This is a genomic window from Streptomyces lancefieldiae, from assembly GCF_031845825.1.
GTDB classification, from domain to species: domain Bacteria; phylum Actinomycetota; class Actinomycetes; order Streptomycetales; family Streptomycetaceae; genus Streptomyces; species Streptomyces lancefieldiae.
Window position 1 is genome coordinate 121968 of the sequence record NZ_JAVRFH010000015.1, and the last position, 19170, is coordinate 141137.

Sequence of the window (19170 nt, forward strand, 5' to 3'; positions counted from 1 at the left end):
GTCGGGTTCTCCTCGCGGGGGCTACTGGCCGGCCAGACCGGTGTGGGCGACACCCGCCACGATCTGGCGCTGGAAGAAGACGAAGACGACGATCAGTGGCAGGCCCGCCATGAGGCCGCCGGCCATGAGCTGGGCCCACTGGATGCCGTAGGAGTTCATGACGGTCGCGATGCCGTTCGGCATGGTCATCAGGTCGGGGTTGTTGGTCACCATGTACGGCCACAGGAAGTTGTTCCACGAGCTGATGAAGGTGAAGATGCCGACCGCCGCCAGCGAGGGGCGCGACAGCGGCACGATGATCGTGAAGAAGACGCGCCAGCGGCCCGCGCCGTCGATGAAGGCGGCCTCCTCCAGTTCGCGCGGGATGCCCTGGAAGAACTTGTAGAGGATGAAGACCATCGCGGCGGGCGCGCACTGCGGCAGGATCATGCCCCAGTAGGTGTCGACCATCCCCATCTGCTGGACGGTGGTGAAGAGCGGCACTCCGAGCACGGCCGGGGAGATCATGAGGCCGGCCATCACCAGGCCCATCAGGAAGCCCTTGCCCCGGAACTCGGTGCGGGCGAAACCGTATCCGGCCAGGGCGCTCACCAGCAGCACGATCGTCGTCACGCACACGGAGACGACCAGGGAGTTCACGAACCAGTTGGTGATGTTGCCGTTCTCGAACATGGCCGACCAGGCCTGGCCGGTCCAGTCCTTCGGAAGCCAGTGCGGCGGCACCTCGACGGCCTCGGTCTCCGACTTCAGGGAGGTGAACAGCGCCCAGGCGAGCGGCGCCAGGAACACCACGGAGACGGCCGTGCCGAGGAGGGTGAGCACGATCTGGCCGGTCGTCCAGGCCCTGCGGGGCTTGGTCCGGGTCTGTGCTGCGGCGGTGGTCATCGGCCGCCCTCCTCACGGTTGCGCAGCAGCCACATCCGCGCGAGGGCGACGGCCGCGATGATCACGAAGAAGATGATGGAGATCGCGGAGGCGTAGCCCACGCGGTAGCTGGTGAAGCCCTGTTCGAGGGTGTACTGCACGAAGGTGCGGGTCGATTCCTCGGGGCCGGGACCGAAGTCCTGCATCACGACGGCCTGGTCGAAGACCTGGAGCGAGGCGAGGATCTGCAGGGCGATGACGAGCCCGGTGATGTTGCGCAGCATCGGCAGGGTGATGTGGACCGCGCGGTGCCAGGCGTTCGCGCCGTCGAGCTTGGCGGCCTCGTAGAGGTGGGCGGGGATGCCCTGGAGTGCGGCGAGGTAGAGCAGGAAGCTGAAGCCGACCGTCCACCACAGGGTGGTGATGACGACCGCGAGCATCGCGTACGACGTGTCGCTCAGCCACGGCGTCTCGATGCCGAAGACATGGTTGATCATGCCCGTGCCGGGGTTGAACAGCCACTGCCACAGGTTGGCGGCGACGGTGGACGGCAGCAGGAACGGCAGGAAGAAGCACAGCCGCCACAGCCACTTGCCGCGCTCGATGTGGTGGGCGAGCATCGCCAGGAAGAAGGCGAGGACCGTGATGCAGGGCACGACGAGCAGCGTGAAGTACGCGCTGTGGCCGAGCGAGTCCCACATCAGGGGGTCCTGGAGGGCCTCGCGGTAGTTGTCCAGGCCGATGAAGCTCGCGTCGTCGCCGGAGATGTTGGCGTCCGTGAAGCTGAGGTAGAGCCCGCGCAGCAGCGGCCAGACGACGAAGAGCGCGAACAGGACGAGGAAGGGGGCGACGAACCAGCCGCCGTGCTGGAAGCCCTGCCTGCGCCGGACGGTGGCGCTGTCCGCGGCGGTGCTCGCCCGCGCCGGGCGAATAATCGTTTCAGCGCTGGTCGTCGTCATGCGACCGCACCTCCCTGTGCGGCGGTCCTGCCGTCCATCGGGTTCTTCATGGCGAGCAGTTCGGTGAGGACGCCCTTCATCCGGCGGGCGACGGTCCCCGGCTTCGCGGACCCGGCGGTCGAGGCCATCACCACGGGCCCGAGGCGCTGGGCGAGCAGCCCGGTCGAGCCCGCGAACCACACCTTCGGCTCGGTGGCCTGGTGGTCCATCGCGGAGACGTACTCGCTCTGCGGCTGGAGCTTCTGGTACGCGGCCGAGGACAGGGTCGGCGTGTACGCGGGGATGTGCCCGCCGCCGGCCCACTGCTGGGCGTGCCGCACGACGTAGGCGGCGAGCCGGTGGGCGGCCTCGTTCACTGCGCCGCCCCGGCCGGACTGGTGCGGCAGGACGAAGGCGTGCGACTCGGCGTGGGTGGCCTGCTTGCCGAAGACGGGCGGCAGCGGGGTGGCGCCGTAGTCCAGCTTGGCGCCGTCGAAGACCGGCACCGACCAGTTCCCCTCCCAGGTGAAGGGGGCCCCGTTGACGAACTGTTCGGCGTCGGCCGCGCCCGAGACGGAGTACCCGTCGGTGATGTGCCGTCGCAGGAACTCCAGGACCTCGGTGGCCTTGTCGGTGTCGAAGGTGACCTCGGTGTTGGCCGCGTCGAACCAGGTGCCGCCGAGCTGGGTGTAGAAGGCGACGAACATCCACCACTGGACGTTGAGGTCGTTGACGTGCAGGCCGAGGGTCTGCAGACCCTTCTTGGTGGCCTTCTTGGCCTCCTTCAGGACGTCGAACCACTCCTCGGTGGAGGTCACCGGGACCATCCGGCCGTCGTCCCCGAGCAGCCCCGCCTTCTTCAGCACGTCCCTGCGGTAGAAGCAGAGCTGGACATGGATGTCGAGCGGGAGGGCGTAGAGCTTGCCGTCGATGACGGCGCGCTTCCACAGCTCGGGGTTGAAGTCCTTCTCTTGTACGCCGTACTTGGCGAGCAGGCCGACGTCCCAGGGGTCCAGGAGGCGGCCTGGCGAGAAGCCGGTGACGCGGCCCAGGTGCATGACGCCGAGGTCCGGCGCGCGGTTGCCGGCCGCCGCCATGGCGAGCTTGGTGTAGAAGGGGCTGCCCCACTGGAGGGTGGAGTCCTTCACGTCGATGCCGGGGTTGTCCTTACGGAAGGAGTCCAGCATCGCGATCATGTTGTAGCCGTCGCCGCCGCTGAAGAGGTTCCAGTAGCGCACGCGGGTGTCCGCTCCGGAGGCGAGCGCGTCGGCGCCCGTACCCAGGGCCGCGAAGCCGAAGCTGCCCGCGACCGTCAGGCCGCCCGCCGCGGCCAGAAAGTGCCTGCGATCCAGGCCAGGTCGTCCCATGCCCTGCCCCATCTGCTCATGGTTGTTTCGATATTGTTCGAGGTTGTTTCGAGATTGTTCGAGATATCGGATGACGCTCGTAACTTCGAACGGGACCGTAGGTGTGCAGCGCCTGCACGTCAATGGTTCGGACAAGAACTCGGGCCAGGACTTTTCGCGCGCCTCCCTCTCCTGACGCGGGCACTTCCGTCCGCGTAGGCTCGAACGGCCTTGAGTACGGCCCGAGTAGAGCTTCCAGCGCGGCCCGAGCAGCGCCTTGGGCACGGCGGCGAGTGAGAGCGGGGGACGCGATGAGTCCGGTCGACGCGGCCATGGCTCCGGCCTCGTTCGTCGGCGAGTTCTACACGTCCTTCTGGTGGATCCCGGCCGCCGTCCTGGCCGCCGCCCTGGCCATCAAACTGCCGACGATCATCCGGCTCTGGAAGGACCCGCTGCTGCGCGCGGTCGGCGGCCTGCTGCTGCTCGCCTGCGCGGTGTTCGTGTTCGTGGCGCCCTCGACCATCGCCCGGGTCAACCGCGTCACCGGCGTGCCGAACATCTCGGCGCCCTGGGTGTACTCGCTGCTCACCGCGTTCTGCGGCTCCTGCCTGCTGCTGATCATCGCCTGGCGCGACGGGCTGACCAGGCACTCCGCCTCGACGCGCCGGGCGACCCGTCGGGTCGTCTCCGCCTACGGAGGTGTGATCGTGCTGCTCTGGGTGCTGTTCGCCCTCGCGGACGTGCCCGTGGAGCGCACCCGGGACCTGGACACCTACTACGCCAACACACCGTTCATGCGCGAGGAGATCCTGCTCTACCTCCTCGCGCACACCACCGCCGTCCTCATCACCTCGAAGCTGATCTGGAACTGGATCCGCACCGGCGGATTCGATGCCTGGCTGCGCTGGGGACTGAAGTTCCTGGGCGTCGGCTACGCGCTGAACCTGGCTTTCGACGCCGCCAAGCTCACCGCCGTCACCGCCCGCTGGACCGGCAACGACCTGGACCGGCTCAGCCTGGACGTGGCCCCGGCCCTGGCCTGCCTGTCGGCCGTGTCGATCGCGGTCGGCTTCATCCTGCCGCACGCCGGCCAGTACCTGCACGAGCGCCGGCGGATCCGGCTGGCCCACCGCCGACTGCGACCGCTGTACCGGCTGATGCGGAGCGTCAACGGCTCCGGCGTGCCGTTCGTCCTGCGCGCCAGCCCCGAGCTGCGCCTGACCCGCCGCGAGACCTTCATCCGCGACGTCCTGCTGCCGCTGGGCCGGCGCACCGACGAGCGGCTGCGGAAGCGGTCGTACGCCGCCGCCCTCGGCCTCGGGGTCCCCCCTCAGCGGGCGAAGGCGCTCGCCGCGGCGGTGGCGATCCTCGACGCGGTCGACGCCGGGCCCCGCGCGGACGGCGGCGACGGCACCCACGACCCCGACACCACGGACCTGCTCCGCGAGATCGGGGCCGTCTCGCACGCCCTGCGCCACCCCGACCTGATCCGGCAGGTCCGCGCCCGCGCCGCGGCGCCCGAGGACACCGTGGCGGTCACCGAGTGACCGCGCCGCACGGAGAACTGGCCCGGACGGCACCCGACTTGGCATATTGCACAGGTGACCGATCAACCCCCAGGGGAACAGGGAGACAGCGGTGCGTACCAGGAAGGAGATGCGTCGTCTCGCTGACGCCCTCATCGACCCCATCCGGGTGGCGGTCCCGGCGGATCCCGAGGTGCTGTTCGAGGCGCTCGTCGCCTCCGTCAGCGCGTGGCGGGGACGCGAAGTGATCGTCCACCGGGCCGCGTTCCCGCCGCACACCGCGAGCGGGCTGTGGCTGGAGCGGGAGAGCCATGACGACGTGGTGGTGGACGAGCGCGCCGCCGTGTGGCACCAGATCGTCATCCTCTGCCACGAGGTGTGGCACATGAGCCGCCGTCAGGCGGACACCGACCGGGCCGCCGCCGGTGCCGGGCCCCGTCCGGTCGCCGCGCGCACCGACTTCTCCCTGGCCGAGGAGCAGGAGGCGGACCGCTTCGGCATGCTGATGGGCCGCAGGCTGCGCACCTGGCTGGAGGCCTCCACCGACTCGGTGTTCGCCGCGGAGGGCGGCGAACCCGACGACCCGCAGGACCTCGCCGGACGCATCGGAGCCGCGCTCAACTACCGCGGGACGAAGAGATGAACGGCCTGATCAACTACATCAGCTGCGGGGTGCTGTGGCTCGGCCTGGTGGTGAAGGCCCCCGACCTGCTGCGGCACCGCGGCGACCCGTACCTGCGCGCCATCTGCACGGTACTGGGACTGGCCGGACTCTGCTTCCTGCTCGGAGCGCCGCCGACGGTCGGCGCCGTCAACCGGCTGAGCGGCGTGCCGAACCTCGCCGCTCCGCTCACCTACGCGGCGATCACCGGGTACTGCGCCGCCTCCCAGGTCCTCGTCGTCCACTGGCGCGGAGGCCCCCGGGTGCACCGCACCGCCCGCCGCTGGACGCTCGCCTACGCCGCCGTCGTCCTCGGCATCGCGGTGACCTTCGCCCTCGGTGACGCGCCGGTGGAGCGCCGCACCGACCTGGACACCTACTACGCGACGACTCCGTTCCTCGCCGAGATGATCGTGCTGTACCTGGTCGCGCACCTCTCCGCGGTCACCGTCACCGCGGTGTCGGCCCTGCGCTGGGCGCGCCAGGTGCGGGGCGGGCTGCGGGCGGGGCTGGCGCTGCTCGGGACCGGTTCGGTGTGCGGAGCCGGGTACAGCGTGGCCAAGCTGGTCGCGGTGGGCGGCCGCTGGTCCGGGCGCGACTGGCCGGCGCTCGGTACCACCGTTCCCCCGGCCGCCGCCGGGCTCGGCGCCCTGCTGACGGTCGTCGGGGTGCTGGTCCCGCTGGTGGCGCCCCGGGTGACCGAGTGGCGGCGGGCCCGGCGGACGTACGCCCGGCTCGAACCCCTGGAGCGGGCCCTGGACGACCTGCTCACCCGCCGGACGCTGCGGCTGCCCCGGCCCCGGTTCGCCTCCCCCACCACCCGGCTGATGTGGCGCCAGACCAGCGTCCACAACGCGCTGAGCCACCTGGACGCCTACTTCGACCGGGATCTGTACGACCGGACCCACGCCGGGGTACTGGCGGCGACGGGTGACCCGCAGCGGGCGGAGGCCGCCGCCTGGGCCGCGGCGATCACCGCCGCGCTGCGGCGCGAGGCGGCCCCGCAGGGGGAGGTCCCGCCGTCCGACGGCGCCGGTCCGCTCCCCGACCGGGTGCCGGGCCCGGCCGCCCTCGGCCGGATCGCCGACGTACTGGCCGGCACCACGCCGGTGCCGCCGGTCCCCGCCGTGCCGAGCGGTGCGACCACGGCGGGAACCGCGTGAACCGGGCCCCGGGCGAGAGGAACCTGCCGGTATGAGCCTCGTCGTGTATCTCGCGGCCCTCGTGTTCGCGATGACCTCCGTACTGCTCTTCCGCCGTCCGCGCACGGCCCTGCGCAACCCGCTGACGCTGTCCACCTGCGTGGCGATCGTCCTGGGCGCGCTGGTCTTCGTCTGCGCCGCCCCGGCCACCCTCGCCACCGTCAACGAGCTCACCGGCATCCCCAACTTCGGGGCCCCGCTGACCTACGGCATGCTCTCCGCGTACAGCTGCGCCGTGCTCGTGCTGCTGATCAACTGGCGGGGCGGTTCCCGCGCGCGGGTGCGGCGCATGGTGCTGCGCAGCATGGCCGCCTACGGTCTGCTGGTGGTCGCCATCGTCGTGCTGTTCACGCTCGCCGACACGGACACCGAGCGGCTGACCGACCTCGACACGTACTACGCCGACACGCCGTTCATGCGGGAGATGATCCTGCTGTACCTGCTCGGGCACAGCGCGGCGATGCTGGTGATGTGCACCGTCTGCGTCAAGTGGGGCCGCGAGGTGGGCGGACCGCTGCGGACCGGGCTGCGGCTGATCCTGCTGGGGGCGCTGCTGGACGTGGTGGGGTTCCAGCTGACCAAGTACACGGCCGTCGTGGCGCGCTGGTGGGGTCACGACCTCGACTTCCTGTCCACCACCGTCGCCCCGCCGATGGCCTCGCTGGCCGCGCTGCTGTGTTCGGCGGGGTTCCTGCTGCCGAGGCTGCTGCCGCCCGTGGTGGCCCAGTGGCGGGGGCTGGGCGACTACCGGCGGCTGGAGCCGCTGTGGTCCCTGGTGAAGTCGGTGTCCACCGCCCCCAAGCCCCCGACCGCCTGGTGGCAGCTTCCCCAGGCCCGGCTCCAGTGGCGCGAGGTGTCCATCCACGACGCCCTGCTCACGCTGGCGCCGTACTTCGACCACCGGGTCCGTGAGCGGGTGCGGGACACCGCCCTGCGCGCGGGCCGCTCCCCCCACCAGGCCCGTCTGGCCGCGGAGGCGGCCATGCTCGCCGACTCCGCGCGCCGGGCCGCCGCCCGCGAGGAACCGCCCGAGACCGCCGGCAGGTACCGCCTGCACGCCACCGAGGTCTCCGGCCCGAGCGGGCTGGTGGAACTGGCGCAGGCGCTGGACCGCCCGCCCACCGCGCCCGACGGCGCGGTTCCGTCTGCCCTGACCGGACCCAGGGCTGAACCCGAGGAGCCCCATGTCGCGTAGAGCTGTCGTCATCGGTGCCGGCCTGGCCGGAATGCTGGCCGCGGCCGTGCTGTCCACCGCGGGGGTGGACGAGGTGATCGTGCTGGACCGTGACGAGCTGCCCGAGGGGCCGGAGCACCGCCGCGGGCTGCCGCAGGGGCGGCACGCGCACCTGCTCATGGCCGGCGGGCTGGCCGCGATGGAGGAGCTGGTGCCGGGCGTGGACCTGCGCGAACGGCTGCTCGCCGCCGGAGCCCACGAGGTGTCCCTCAGCTCCGGCCTGCTGGCCCGCACGCCCGAGGGCTGGCTGCGGCGGTGGCGGCGCGAGGGGCCCGTCATGCTCACGTGCAGCCGGGCACTGCTGGACTGGACGGTACGGGACGCGGTGCGGGAGCACTGCCCGGTCGAGGTCCGCAGGGCGGTGGCGGTGGGGCTGACGGGGTCCGCCGGTCGCGTACGGGGGGTGCGCGTCGCGGCCGCCGACGGGGAGACGGAGCTCGACGCGGACTTCGTCGTCGACGCGAGCGGGCGCGGTACCCGGGTCGTCACCTGGCTCGACGGGCTCGGGCTGTCCGGCGTCCGGGAGTACACCGTGGACTCCGGGCTGGTCAACGCGACGCGCGTCTACCGGGTGCCGCAGGGCGCGGAGCGGTTCCCGCTGACGCTCGTGCAGCCCGACCCGTACGTGTCGCGGCCGGGGCGGAGCGCGATGATCCTGCCGATCGAGGGTGACCGGTGGATGGTGAGCTGCGGCGGCACACGCGGCGGTGAGCCGCCGACGGATCCGGAGGGGTTCCTGCGGTACACGCTCGAACTGCCCGACCCCATCGTGGGGCGGCTGGTCTCCGGTGCCGAACCGCTCACCGACGTGCACCTGAGCCGGTCCACCAGCAACGTGCGCCGGTACCTGGAGAAGTCCGCCCGATGGCCCGACGGTTTCGTCGTCCTGGGGGACGCCCTGGCCACCTTCAACCCGGTGTACGGGCAGGGCATGTCGGTGGCCGCGTTCGGCGCGCGCGTCCTCGGCCGTGAGCTGGACCGGGCCGGAAGCCTCGGCGCGCCCGGGCTCGCCCGGCGGGTGCTGCGGGGGGCGGCGCGGTCGGTGGACGCGGCGTGGTCCATGGCCGTCGGCCAGGACGTCCTCTACCCGGGGGTGCGCGGCGGACGGCCGGGCCTCGCCGACCGCGTCGTGACGGCGTACTCGCGGCGCATGACGAAGGCGGCCACGGGCTCCTACGCCGCGGCCTCGGCGATCTGGGACGTCACCAGCATGCGCACGCCCCCGACCCGCATGCTCCACCCCGCCGCCATCCTGGCCGCCCTCGCCGGCCCCGCACTCCCCCGCCTGACCGAGCCCCCGCTGACCGCGGGGGAACGGAAGGTACTCCGGGGGCTGGACCGAACGGCGGTATGACCGCCCGGGCGACGGTGCGACCGCCGGGCGGGGACGGCCCCGACCTGGGGCAGGGGCCGGCCTGAGGCAGCCCCGACCTGGGGCGAGCCCGGCCAAGGACGAGACCCACCGCCGGAGCAGAACGAGCCTGGACCAGGCCGACCTGGGCAAGCCCGGCCAAGGACGAGACCCACCGCCGGAGCAGAACGAGCCTGGACCAGGCCGACCTGGGCAAGCCCGGCCAAGGACGAGACCCACCGCCGGAGCAGGACGAGCCTGGACCAGGCCGACCTGGGCGAGCCCGGCCAAGGACGAGGCCGGCCGCCGGGGCAGGGCAGCCTGGGACAGGACGGTCTGGGGCAGGTGGGCGGGGTCGCCCTGCCGAGCGACCCGGCCGCGAACAGCGACCGCGGCCGGTCAGGCGGTCGCGGGCCGGGCCGGCCCCGGCGGATTCGCCGCGGGCCGTACGCCACGCGTCACGGCCCGGTCAGCGGTCCCGCCGCCGGGCGGTCCTGCCCCGTCGGCCCCGCGTCCCTCAGCCCGCGAAGGGCGGCTGGGCCACCCCCTTGCCCGCGCCCGGTACCACCAGTACCGAGCCCGCCAGCGGAGGCGGGGCCGTCAGGCCCACCCGGGCCGTGGTGATGTACAGGTCGGTCAGGTCGGGGCCGCCGAAGGCACAGGCCGTGATCCGGGGGACCGGGAGGGGGATCACCCGGTCCAGGTCACCGGCCGGGGTGTAGCGGCGTACCGCGCCTCCGTCCCACAGGGCGACCCACACGCAGCCCTCGGCGTCCACGGTGAGCCCGTCGGGGAAGCCCGCGCCCTCCTCGACGGTGGCCAGCGTGCGTCGGTTCGTGAGGGAGCCGTCCGCGGCGTCGAAGACGTCGATCCGGCGGGTCGGGGAGTCGACGTAGTACATCGACCGGCCGTCGGGGCTCCAGCCGGTGCCGTTGCTCACCGCCACGTCGTCCAGGACGACCTCGACCGCGCCGTCCCCGGTGACGTGGGAGAGCGTGCCGCCGCCCGGTGCCTCGTCGTAGCGCATGGTGCCGGCCCACAGGCTGCCGTCGGGGGCGACGGCGGCGTCGTTGCCGCGGCGGTCCGGCACGGCCTCCCGGTGCAGCCAGCGGAAGGAGTCGTCGGGGTCGAGCAGGCCGATCCCGTCGCGCAGGTTGAGGACCAGGCCGCCGCCCGCGCGCGGCTTCGCGGCGCCCACGTGCTGCTCGGTCGTGCGTACCGTCCGGCGCCCGGAGGCGGGATCGTAGGTGTGCACGCGGCAGCCCAGGATGTCGACCCAGATCAGCCGCCCCGCCCGCGCGTCCCAGGTCGGGCCCTCGCCGAGGGTCGCCTCGGCCCGTACCGCCACCTCGTACGTCATGCCACGCTCCGGTGGCCGAGCCGCTCGGAGAGGTCGGTGGCGCCCTTGACGGCGAGCTCCTCCAGCTCGGCGCGCCGCTCCTCGCTCCAGCGGATCATGGGCACGGAGATCGACAGCGCGGCGACGACCCGGCCGGTGCGGTCGCGGACCGGGGCCGCCACGCAGGAGACGTCCGGGTTGGACTCGCGGTTCTCCACCGCGATCCCGCGCTCGCGGATCCGGGTCAGGGTCTCGCGCAGCGCGGCCGGGTCGGTGATGCTGTTCGGAGTCATCGCGGCCAGCTCGGCGCCGTCGGGGAAGCGGCCGGCCAGCTCCGGCTCGGGAAGGGAGGCCAGCAGCATCTTGCCGACGGACGTGCAGTGGGCGGGCAGCCTGCGGCCGGCCGCCGACACCATGCGCACCGCGTGCGTGGAGTCGACCTTGGCGATGTAGATGACGTCGGTGTCCTCCAGGATCGCCACGTGCACGGTCTCGTCGCAGGTCTCGGCGACGGTCCGGGCGACCTGCTGGCCCTCGGCCGCGAGGTCGAGGTGCTCGGCGTAGCGGGCGCCGAGCTGGTACGGGCGCACGCCGAGCCGGTACCGACCGGGCTGGCCGGGCACGGGGACGATGTACTTGCGGGCGGCGAGCGTGGTGACCAGCTCGTGCACGGTGGTGCGCGGCAGTTGGAGCCGACGCACGATGTCGGGGGCGGAGAGCGCGCCGTCCCCGTCGAGGAAGAGCTCCAGTATGTCGAGAGCCCGGGTCACGGCGGGTACGAGACGTCCCATGTCCGGCCCCCTCCCTAGGTGTCTCAGGCGCCTGCGGTGACGAATCCCGCGTTGTTCGAGATATCAACAGGCGATCGGAATGGCGAACACAGGCTACTCATATCGCGTTTGCCGGGGCAATGGGCGTGCGCCCCCCTGCACGGGTCTCACGTGCAGGACCACCGGCCCCCGCTCACCAGCCACCGGCCACGTCCATGAGCCACGCCCGTGAGTCACGATGTCCCCATGCCCACCGGAAAGCGGCCCGCCGGCCCGTTCACCCCGCTCGACTTCCAGCTCGTGCTGCTGCGCCGCATGGCCGACCACAACCCCGGCCCGGTCGAGGACGCCCGCCGCGAGCTGGGCGCCTCGCTCGCGGACATGCGGGAAGCCAACAAGCGTTGGCAGGCGATGCTCCGCTCTCCTCGGGCCCGCTCGGCCGCCTCCCGCTACCGCTCGGTCCTGGGCGAGCCCGAGTCGGTGCGCCCCCGCCGGATCGGCGACCTGGAGTGCGAGATCCGGCAGTGGGCGCTCCCCCTCTGGCCCGACCTGCGCTTCGAGGTGCTCGTCGCCGACAAGGGCGTCGTCTGGAACTCGTGGCTGGTCCGCGCCCCGGGCGCCGAGGGACCGCGGCTGCGCACCCTGGACGACCTCACCCCCTGGTCCTGCACGGTCGACGAGGCGGCCCGCGCCTTCGCGCCCGCCCGACCGCTCCAGGGCTCGGCTCCGGGCCTCCCCCACTCCGTGGGGGGGGACCCCAGGGCTCGCCTTCACCGCCCCGGACCGGGACGGCGTACGCCACGAGGTGGTCGCGGAGTTCACCTGGGGGCTGCTCCAGCGGACGGCGGTCGGCGACCGCTGACCGCCGTTCCGGGCGTCGCCCCGCCTTCTTCCCCCGGGTCCTCTTCCGGCGGGCGGCCTTGCGGACCCGGACCGCGAGCGTTTCTTTAGGCGGGTGATGGTGTACGGAGGCATCGTGGTGGCGGCCGTGCCGGCGTTGGTGTGGCCGGTACCGGACCTGCCCGGCCTCGGGCAGGCCCACGCCAGGAACCGGCAGTCGTGAGCAACAACCAAGGAGTGCGCAGCGTGTCCTCTCTCTTCCCGGCCCTCTCCCCGACCCCGCCCGGCGCTCCGGCCGACCGGCCCGCCCTGCGGTTCGGCGAGCGCTCGCTGACGTACGCCGAACTCGCCGCCGCGGCGGGTGCGACGGCCGGACGGATCCGGGCCGCCGGGCGGGTCGCCGTCTGGGCGGCACCGGAGTTGGAGACCGCCGTCGCCGTGGTGGCCGCACTGCTGGCCGGGGTGCCCGCCGTACCGCTCAACCCGAAGTCCGGCGACGGGGAACTCGCGCACATCCTGTCCGACAGCGAACCGTCGCTCGTCCTGGCGCCACCGGGCAGCCGGCTCCCGTCGGCTCTGGACGCCCTGGAGCGGGGGGGCGGCGACGCGCCCGCCCCCCCCCCCCCCACGCCACCGGTCCCGTCCCCGAGGACCACGCCGACGACGGCGACCCCGCCCTCGTCGTCTACACCTCCGGCACCACCGGCCCGCCCAAGGGAGCCGTCATCCCCCGGCGTGCGCTCGCCACGACCCTCGACGCGCTCGCCGACGCCTGGCAGTGGACCGGCGACGACGTGCTGGTGCAGGGGCTGCCGCTGTTCCACGTGCACGGCCTCGTGCTCGGCGTCCTCGGCCCGCTGCGGCGCGGCGGTTCCGTGCGGCACCTGGGCAGGTTCTCCACCGAGGGCGCGGCACGGGAGCTGAACGACGGCGCGACCATGCTGTTCGGGGTGCCGACGATGTACCACCGGATCGCCGAGTCCCTGCCCGGCGACCCGGAGCTGGCGAAGGCGCTCGCCGGGGCCCGGTTGCTGGTGTCGGGGTCGGCCGCGCTGCCCGTGCACGACCACGAGCGGATCGCCGCCGCGACCGGACGGCGGGTGATCGAGCGGTACGGCATGACGGAGACGCTGATGAACACCAGCGTCCGCGCCGACGGCGAACCGCGTGCCGGGACCGTGGGCGTGCCGCTGCCCGGGGTGGAGCTGCGGCTCGTGGAGGAGGACGGCGCGCCGATCGCGGCGTGGGACGGGGAGAGCGTCGGTGAGATCCAGGTGCGCGGTGCGAACCTGTTCACCGAGTACCTCAACCGCCCGGACGCCACCGCCGCGGCCTTCACCGAGGACGGTTTCTTCCGCACCGGTGACATGGCGGTGCGCGACCCCGACGGATACGCCCGCATCGTCGGCCGCAAGGCCACCGACCTGATCAAGAGCGGCGGGTACAAGATCGGGGCCGGCGAGATCGAGAACGCGCTCCTCGAACATCCGGGGGTCCGGGAGGCCGCCGTCACCGGGGAGCCCGACCCGGATCTGGGCGAGCGGATCGTGGCGTGGATCGTGCCGGCCGATCCCGAGTCGCCGCCCACCCTGGAGGTGCTGGCCGATCACGTCGCCGGGCGGCTCGCCCCGCACAAGCGGCCCCGTGTCGTCCGCCACCTCGACGTCCTCCCGCGCAACGACATGGGGAAGATCATGAAGCGGGCGCTGGCCCATGGCTGAGCGGCTGTCCGCGCGGGAGTTCCTCGCCCTCCTCACCGACGACTTCGCCGAACTGCCCCACCCCGAAGGGCAGCCGGAGCCCGACGGCCCGCTCGGCTGGCACGGCTACGATGCCTCGCGCGCCCGCGCCGCCGACCGCACCGGCGAGGAGGAGTCCGTCGTCTGCGGCACCGGGCACGTCGAGGGCGCCCGGGCCGTGCTGCTCGCCTTCGAGTTCGGCTTCCTCGGCGGCTCGCTCGGTCGGCGTACCGGCGACCGGCTGGAGGCCGCGTACACCTACGCCCGTGAACACCGGCTGCCCGTCGTGCCGCTGGTCGCCACCGGCGGCAGCCGGATGCAGGAGGGGATGCTCGCGCTGACCCAGCTCCAGCGGGTGGCCCGGCAGTCGGCGCTCACCCGTCGGGCCGGTCTGCCGCAGATAGCCGTGTTGCGGGACCCCGCCACCGGGGGCGGCTGGGCGACCCTGGGCGCGGGCGCCGACGTGGTGCTCGCGCTGCCCGGCGCCCAGGTCGGTTTCGCCGGCTCGCGGGTCCGGCCGCCGGACGCCGACCCGGCGGCGTACACGGCCGAGGCGCAGGTGGCGGCGGGCAGCGCGGACGCCGTCGTACCGCCCGGGGAGCTGCGCGGCACGCTGGGGCGGTGGCTGCGGCTGCTGACGGCGCCGTCCGGCGACCCGGCGCCGGTGCCCGAGCCGCTGGGCGCGAGGGGCCTGCCGGTCAGCGGGTGGGACGCGGTCCGGCGGGCCCGCGCGCCCGAACGCCCCCGCGCCCGGACCTACCTGGACGCCTACTTCACCCACCGCGTCGCCCTCTCCGGCGACCGCTGCGGGGGCACCGACCCCGACGGCATGCTCTGCGGCTTCGGTGAGCACGCGGGGCGGACGATCGCGTACGCCGCCCAGACGGGGACGGCCACCCGGCCCGCCGGGTACCGCACCGCCGCCCGGCTGATCCGCCTCGCGGACCGGCTAGGCATCCCGGTGCTGACCCTGGTGGACACGCCGGGCGCGGCCAACGACGCGGAGGCGGAGCGGCAGGGGGTGGGGGCGGCGATCGCCGACCTGTTCGGCGCGGTGGCCTCGGTCCGCACCCCGGTCACCACGCTGGTGGTGGGCGAGGGCGGCTCGGGCGGCGCGCTGGCGCTGGCCGCGCCCGGCAGCACCTGGGTGACGCCGGACAGCTACTTCTCCGTCATCGCGCCGGAGCTCGCCGCGGCGATCCTGAAGCGCCCGCCCGAGGAGGTGGAGGCGACGGCCGGTCAACTGCGGCTGCGCCCGCAGGACCTGGCCGAGCTGGGAGTGATCCGAACAGGCGATCAGGTGTTCCCTGGAACAGGTGATCGTCGCTCAGGAGAGCGGATGTGACCACCGGGACCAACGAGACTTACGGCGTGCGGGCGACGGGCTGCAGACCGTGGTCGACGCACCAGTCCCACAACAGGTCCCACACATGCACAGCGCAAGGAGCTGCACGATCATGAACCTTCTCACCGACATCCTCGCCGGCCTCGTCCACTTCGTCGGCTGGCTGGTCTGACGGTCCGAGAGACACGACGGCGCCGCCTCCCCGTCCCAGGGAGGCGGCGCCGTCCGCGTGTCACCGCACGGTCACGGCCCGCACGATCTCCTGCGTGACCGAGCCGCCCCGGTCGTCGCGTGCCGAGGCCCGCAGCGAGACGTGCCCGGCGTCGCGCGGCACGCTCAGCGTGCCGTACCAGGACGCCGCCCCGTCACCGCCACCGCGCAGCCCGACCTGCTGCCAGGACTTCCCGTCGTCGTACGACACCTCCAGCTTGCCGCCGCCGAGCGTCCCGGTGTCCGGGGCGCCCGCCACGTACTCCGCGCCGAGCCCGACCCGCAGCTTCTTCCCGCCGCGCACCTCGCCCGCGAGGTCGGTGTCGACGTCGAAGGAGAGGTTGATCAGGGGCAGGAAGGTCCGTCGGTCGTCCGGTGTGGCGGCCGAGCGGAAGGTCCACTCGGCGTGGCCCTTCGTCCCGTGCTTCCAGCGCCCCGGGTCGAGCGCGGTGTCGGTGACGAGCCGGTACGTGCGCTCGTCGGCCGGCGCGTCCCAGACGTAGGCGGCGGAACTCGGCCCCTGGTCGACCAGTTCGCCGTCCAGGTACACCGACGTCGTCTGCGACATCCCGCTGTCCTCGCTCCACACGTCGCCGAAGCCGGTGTGGTCGGGGCCGGAGTCGCCCCAGCCGGGGGCGTTGAACCGGAGCTGGTTGCCCGTGCGCTGCTGTCCCCAGCCGAGCCCGGTGCCGAGGTAGGGGTGCCAGACGGGCTTGAACCAGTTGAGCTCGGGGCGCGAGCCGCCCTCGTACCGGACCAGTCCGCCGCGTTCCTCCAGCGCGCCGCCGGCGGAGTCCACGGACTCTTGCCACAGCTGACCGGGGCCGGTCGACACGTACTCGGTCCGCTCGACGGGGTAGTCGATCCGCTCCTTGAAGCCGAGGCCTATGGGGAAGGTGTCGGTGATCGAGTACCGGAACTCGCCCCCGCTCGCCGGTTCGGCACCGTGGTACTTGGTGTGCACGGCGGCGAGTTCACGGTTGCCGGGCTCGTAGGTCAGGTCCCGGTCGGGAACCGCGCCGGCGTGTCCCTCCGACAGGTCGTACACGTACGGCGTGTTGCGGGTGCCGGTCATGTCGACCCGGCCGGCCGCACGCAGCCGGGCCGCGTCGGCGGCGGAGACCGTGGCGATCTGGATCGGCCGGTCGGCGTTGTCGTCCGTGCCCCACCACGCCGTCAGCCGGCCGGGCGCGTCGTCGGTCACGAACAGGGCCTTCGCCCCCGCGTCCTGCGCGGCCCGGGCCAGGGCGGCCGGGTCGGCGTCGTCGGTGAGCCGGGCGAGGACCGCCTTGCCCCCGACACCGGTGAACGGGCCGTCACCGACGTCGACCAGCGGCAGCCGGCTGCGGCCCTCGGTCAGGGTGCCGCCCGGCTGGACCACGGCGTCCGAGACCCCCTTGACCTCCAGCAGCGGCTTGCCGAGCCGCCACACGGTGCGGTACTCGAATGCGCCCTGGGTGACCTTCTCGGTGGGCGCGGCGAAGACGCTGTCGTACTTCAGGGGCACCTGGACCGCGCTGAACAGGTCGGAGCCGTTCGCGCTGCGGTCGTACTCCATGAGCAGCTGCCGGGTCTCGGTACGCCGGTCGACGTCCGCGCTGATCTCGCGCAGCTTCCGGCCGTCGAGGGTGATCTCGCGGTCCCCGTCGAGGACGACCTCGGGCGCCGCGAGGAAGCCGAGCCCGAGCGAGTCGGCGCCGTGGCTGCCGCGCACGTCGAGGTAGGAGGCCAGGCTGTACGAGCCGGGCGGCAGCCGCAGCTCCAGCGTGCCGGAGTCACCGACGTACGCCTGCGCCGGGTCGAAGCCCCCGGCCAGCCGCTGCAGCAGCAGGGCGGCGTCGGCGGGAGCGCCCGCCCGGTCCTTGACGTGCACGGTGAGCGTGTACCGCTCCTCCTCCTTGACCAGCCCGAACGCCGTGTGCGCGACGGGAGCACCGCCGGCCGAGGCCACGATCTGCCCGCTGCTGTTGCCGACCGGCGCCTTGGTCCCGTCGCCGGTGACGGTCGTCGAGGCCGTGCCGTGCGCGGGGACGGTGAGGGTGGTGTCGGCGAGGGTGGCGACGCCGTCGGGCGCGCCCTGCACGGACAGGCTCAACTCGACGGGACTCTCCGAGGAGTTGGTGTAGGTGACGGTCCTGGTGACCGGCTTGTTGCCGTCGTAGGGCCAGGAGTGGAAGCCAAGGTCGGCGCTGCCCGTGGCGGTGACCTCGGCACCGATGGCCTCGGGCACGCTGACCCGTCCCGTACCCAACTGGTACGCGGAGGCGTCGAGCCGCTTCGACGTGGACATCAGCGCGTCCTTGAGCTGCGCGCCGGTCCAGTCGGGGTGCTTCTGGGCGAGCAGGGCGGCCACCCCGGCGACGTGCGGCGTCGCCATCGACGTACCGTCCATGGAGGTGTAGTCGCCACTGCCCTCGCTGAGCCGGGACCGGGCGGCGAGGATGCCGACGCCCGGGGCGGACAGGTCGGGCTTGAGCGCGTTGTCCCGGTAGCGGGGTCCGGCGCTGGTGAAGTAGGCCGCCTGGTCCGAGGAGTCGACGGCGCCGATGGTCAGGGCCGCGTCGGCGGCGCCGGGCGAGCCGATGGAGGACGGGGCACCGGAGTTGCCGGCGGCGATGACGAACAGGGCGCCGGTCTCGCGGGACAGGGTGTTGACGGCCTCGGCCATCGGGTCGGTGCCGTCGCTGGGCTCGGACGAGCCGAGGCTCATGGAGACGACGTCGGCGCCCACGTCCCGCGCGGCCCACTCCATGCCGGCGATGATCTCGGACTCGCTGCCCGTGCCCTGGTCGTTGAGGACCTTGCCGACGGCGAGCCGGGCGCCGGGCGCGACGCCCTTCTCCTTGCCGTCGGAGGCGGCGCCGCTGCCGCCCACGGTGGAGGCGACGTGGGTGCCGTGCCCGTGCCGGTCGGCGACCTCCTCGCCCGGGATGAAGCTCCGGCTCTCCGCCACCCGCCCGGCGAGGTCGGGGTGGCCGGCGTCCACGCCGCTGTCCAGCACCGCCACGGTGACGCCCTCGCCGGTCAGCCCGGTCTGCCAGGCCTCGGGCGTGCCGATCTGCGCGTTGGACTCGGCCATGGCGGCGGTGACCCGCCCGTCGAGCCACACACCGTCGATGCCGGCGCCGCGCCGGGTGAACTCGCGCCAGAACTCGCGGCCCTTGTCGGCCTCGACGGCGGCCCCGCGCACGCTGGGCAGCGCCCGCGTCCGCTCGGTCCCCTTCGGGGTGGCCGCCCGCACGCCCTTGCCGTAGGTCACGATCAGCGGCAGCTCGCCGGTCTCGGTGTCCGCGAGCCCCTGCTTCAGCAACGCGTCGACGTCGAAGAGCCGTTCGTCGAGGGTGCCGGCGCGCAGGTACGGCAGTGCCTCGTCCGGTACGACGGTGGTCCGGCCGCCGGAGCTCTGGGTGCGCACGGCTCCGGCCGCCCCCTCGGGCCGCTCGACCGTGACGGTTCTCTTCCCCCCGCCCAGGTCGGTGACGGTCACCCGGTCGCCGGTGACGAGGGTGACGGTACGGGCCGCGGCCGCCGCCGGGGTGCGGGCCGGAGGGTCCTTGGGCGGTTCCTGCGCCGCCGCCGCCGTTCCGGCCGGCAGCAGCGCGATCACGAGCCCCGCCGACAGGAGGGTCGCCCCGCGTCTGACTGGTCCTGTGCTCATGCACGCCTCTCTTCAGGTCGTCTTGGAGTGCTGAGACGAGTGCTACGAGGAGTCTCACGGGGCTTGTGCGGCACCGGAGTTGGCTGAGCCTGGCGGATTGACGCCCTGGCGGGTTTCCGCCAGTGGCGCAACGTGCCGGTGGTGGAA

Annotated in this window: 13 protein-coding genes and 2 pseudogenes; 9 read left to right on the forward strand and 6 right to left on the reverse strand. The window is 73.3% G+C overall.

All coding sequences use genetic code 11. The features are described 5' to 3' along the window. Positions 1-21: 21 nt before the first annotated feature. From RM812_RS17740 to RM812_RS17750, 3 genes are read right to left on the reverse strand one after another with little or no spacing between them, the layout of a single operon-like run. Positions 22-885, reverse strand: coding sequence for a carbohydrate ABC transporter permease (locus RM812_RS17740; RefSeq protein ID WP_311573550.1), 864 nt, complete (start codon positions 883-885; stop codon positions 22-24). Continuing rightward, positions 882-1823 (reverse strand): carbohydrate ABC transporter permease, encoded by a 942-nt coding sequence (locus RM812_RS17745; protein WP_311573551.1) that lies wholly within the window; start codon positions 1821-1823, stop codon positions 882-884. The genes RM812_RS17740 and RM812_RS17745 overlap by 4 nt, the downstream gene beginning before the upstream one ends. Continuing rightward, positions 1820-3169 (reverse strand): extracellular solute-binding protein, encoded by a 1350-nt coding sequence (locus tag RM812_RS17750; RefSeq protein ID WP_311573552.1) that lies wholly within the window; start codon positions 3167-3169, stop codon positions 1820-1822. Before RM812_RS17750 ends, RM812_RS17745 begins: the two co-directional genes overlap by 4 nt. A gap of 290 nt (positions 3170-3459) precedes the next feature. On the opposite strand from RM812_RS17750, the gene RM812_RS17755 reads away from it, so the two are divergent. The 5 genes from RM812_RS17755 (at position 3460) to RM812_RS17775 (ending at position 9125) form a co-directional block, all read left to right on the forward strand. After that, a complete protein-coding gene (locus RM812_RS17755) occupies positions 3460-4695 on the forward strand; it encodes a DUF6545 domain-containing protein (protein WP_311573553.1) in 1236 nt (411 codons plus the stop codon). Positions 4696-4786: 91 nt separating this feature from the next. Beyond that, positions 4787-5317: a toxin gene (locus RM812_RS17760; protein WP_311573554.1), complete on the forward strand. Its 531-nt coding sequence runs from the start codon at positions 4787-4789 to the stop codon at positions 5315-5317. Beyond that, positions 5314-6498 (forward strand): MAB_1171c family putative transporter, encoded by a 1185-nt coding sequence (locus RM812_RS17765; protein ID WP_311573555.1) that lies wholly within the window; start codon positions 5314-5316, stop codon positions 6496-6498. The genes RM812_RS17760 and RM812_RS17765 overlap by 4 nt, the downstream gene beginning before the upstream one ends. A 31-nt stretch (positions 6499-6529) precedes the next feature. Beyond that, entirely contained in the window at positions 6530-7732 is a 1203-nt protein-coding gene (locus tag RM812_RS17770; RefSeq protein ID WP_311573556.1) for an MAB_1171c family putative transporter, read from the forward strand. After that, complete coding sequence (locus tag RM812_RS17775; protein ID WP_311573557.1) at positions 7722-9125, forward strand: NAD(P)/FAD-dependent oxidoreductase; 1404 nt, start codon at positions 7722-7724, stop codon at positions 9123-9125. The genes RM812_RS17770 and RM812_RS17775 overlap by 11 nt, the downstream gene beginning before the upstream one ends. Before the next feature lie 514 nt (positions 9126-9639). Here the strand turns inward: RM812_RS17775 and RM812_RS17780 are convergent. Next, positions 9640-10482 carry an SMP-30/gluconolactonase/LRE family protein gene (locus tag RM812_RS17780; RefSeq protein ID WP_311573558.1) on the reverse strand — a complete coding sequence of 281 codons (843 nt, stop codon included), beginning with the start codon at positions 10480-10482 and terminating at the stop codon, positions 9640-9642. Next, positions 10479-11252 (reverse strand): IclR family transcriptional regulator, encoded by a 774-nt coding sequence (locus RM812_RS17785; RefSeq protein WP_311573559.1) that lies wholly within the window; start codon positions 11250-11252, stop codon positions 10479-10481. Before RM812_RS17785 ends, RM812_RS17780 begins: the two co-directional genes overlap by 4 nt. Before the next feature lie 225 nt (positions 11253-11477). Between RM812_RS17785 and RM812_RS17790 the strand changes: the two are divergent. The 4 genes and pseudogenes from RM812_RS17790 to RM812_RS17805 all read left to right on the forward strand — a co-directional run bounded on the left by RM812_RS17790 (position 11478) and on the right by RM812_RS17805 (position 15327). Beyond that, positions 11478-12093, forward strand: a pseudogene (locus tag RM812_RS17790) (hypothetical protein). 224 nt (positions 12094-12317) lie between these two features. Further along, positions 12318-13792: pseudogene (locus RM812_RS17795) on the forward strand (acyl-CoA synthetase). Next, on the forward strand, positions 13785-15155 hold the full coding sequence (locus tag RM812_RS17800; RefSeq protein WP_311573560.1) for a carboxyl transferase domain-containing protein: 1371 nt from the start codon (positions 13785-13787) through the stop codon (positions 15153-15155). Before RM812_RS17795 ends, RM812_RS17800 begins: the two are co-directional and overlap by 8 nt. A 49-nt stretch (positions 15156-15204) precedes the next feature. After that, positions 15205-15327: a hypothetical protein gene (locus RM812_RS17805; protein WP_311573561.1), complete on the forward strand. Its 123-nt coding sequence runs from the start codon at positions 15205-15207 to the stop codon at positions 15325-15327. 60 nt (positions 15328-15387) lie between these two features. On the opposite strand, the gene RM812_RS17810 is transcribed toward RM812_RS17805, so the two are convergent. Further along, the gene (locus RM812_RS17810) at positions 15388-19023 is read right to left on the reverse strand and encodes a S8 family serine peptidase (RefSeq protein ID WP_311573562.1); all 3636 of its coding nucleotides are present in this window, start codon (positions 19021-19023) and stop codon (positions 15388-15390) included. Positions 19024-19170: the final 147 nt, after the last annotated feature.

Bases quoted from the DNA above. Each gene is read 5' to 3' on its own strand.
- RM812_RS17800 (WP_311573560.1), top strand. From the start codon at position 13,785: ATGGCTGAGCGGCTGTCCGCGCGGGAGTTCCTCGCCCTCCTCACCGAC.
- RM812_RS17775 (WP_311573557.1), top strand. From the start codon at position 7,722: ATGTCGCGTAGAGCTGTCGTCATCGGTGCCGGCCTGGCCGGAATGCTG.
- RM812_RS17770 (WP_311573556.1), top strand. From the start codon at position 6,530: ATGAGCCTCGTCGTGTATCTCGCGGCCCTCGTGTTCGCGATGACCTCC.
- RM812_RS17755 (WP_311573553.1), top strand. From the start codon at position 3,460: ATGAGTCCGGTCGACGCGGCCATGGCTCCGGCCTCGTTCGTCGGCGAG.
- RM812_RS17750 (WP_311573552.1), bottom strand. From the start codon at position 3,169: ATGGGACGACCTGGCCTGGATCGCAGGCACTTTCTGGCCGCGGCGGGC.
- RM812_RS17780 (WP_311573558.1), bottom strand. From the start codon at position 10,482: ATGACGTACGAGGTGGCGGTACGGGCCGAGGCGACCCTCGGCGAGGGC.
- RM812_RS17810 (WP_311573562.1), bottom strand. From the start codon at position 19,023: ATGAGCACAGGACCAGTCAGACGCGGGGCGACCCTCCTGTCGGCGGGG.
- RM812_RS17740 (WP_311573550.1), bottom strand. From the start codon at position 885: ATGACCACCGCCGCAGCACAGACCCGGACCAAGCCCCGCAGGGCCTGG.
- RM812_RS17785 (WP_311573559.1), bottom strand. From the start codon at position 11,252: ATGGGACGTCTCGTACCCGCCGTGACCCGGGCTCTCGACATACTGGAG.
- RM812_RS17745 (WP_311573551.1), bottom strand. From the start codon at position 1,823: ATGACGACGACCAGCGCTGAAACGATTATTCGCCCGGCGCGGGCGAGC.
- RM812_RS17765 (WP_311573555.1), top strand. From the start codon at position 5,314: ATGAACGGCCTGATCAACTACATCAGCTGCGGGGTGCTGTGGCTCGGC.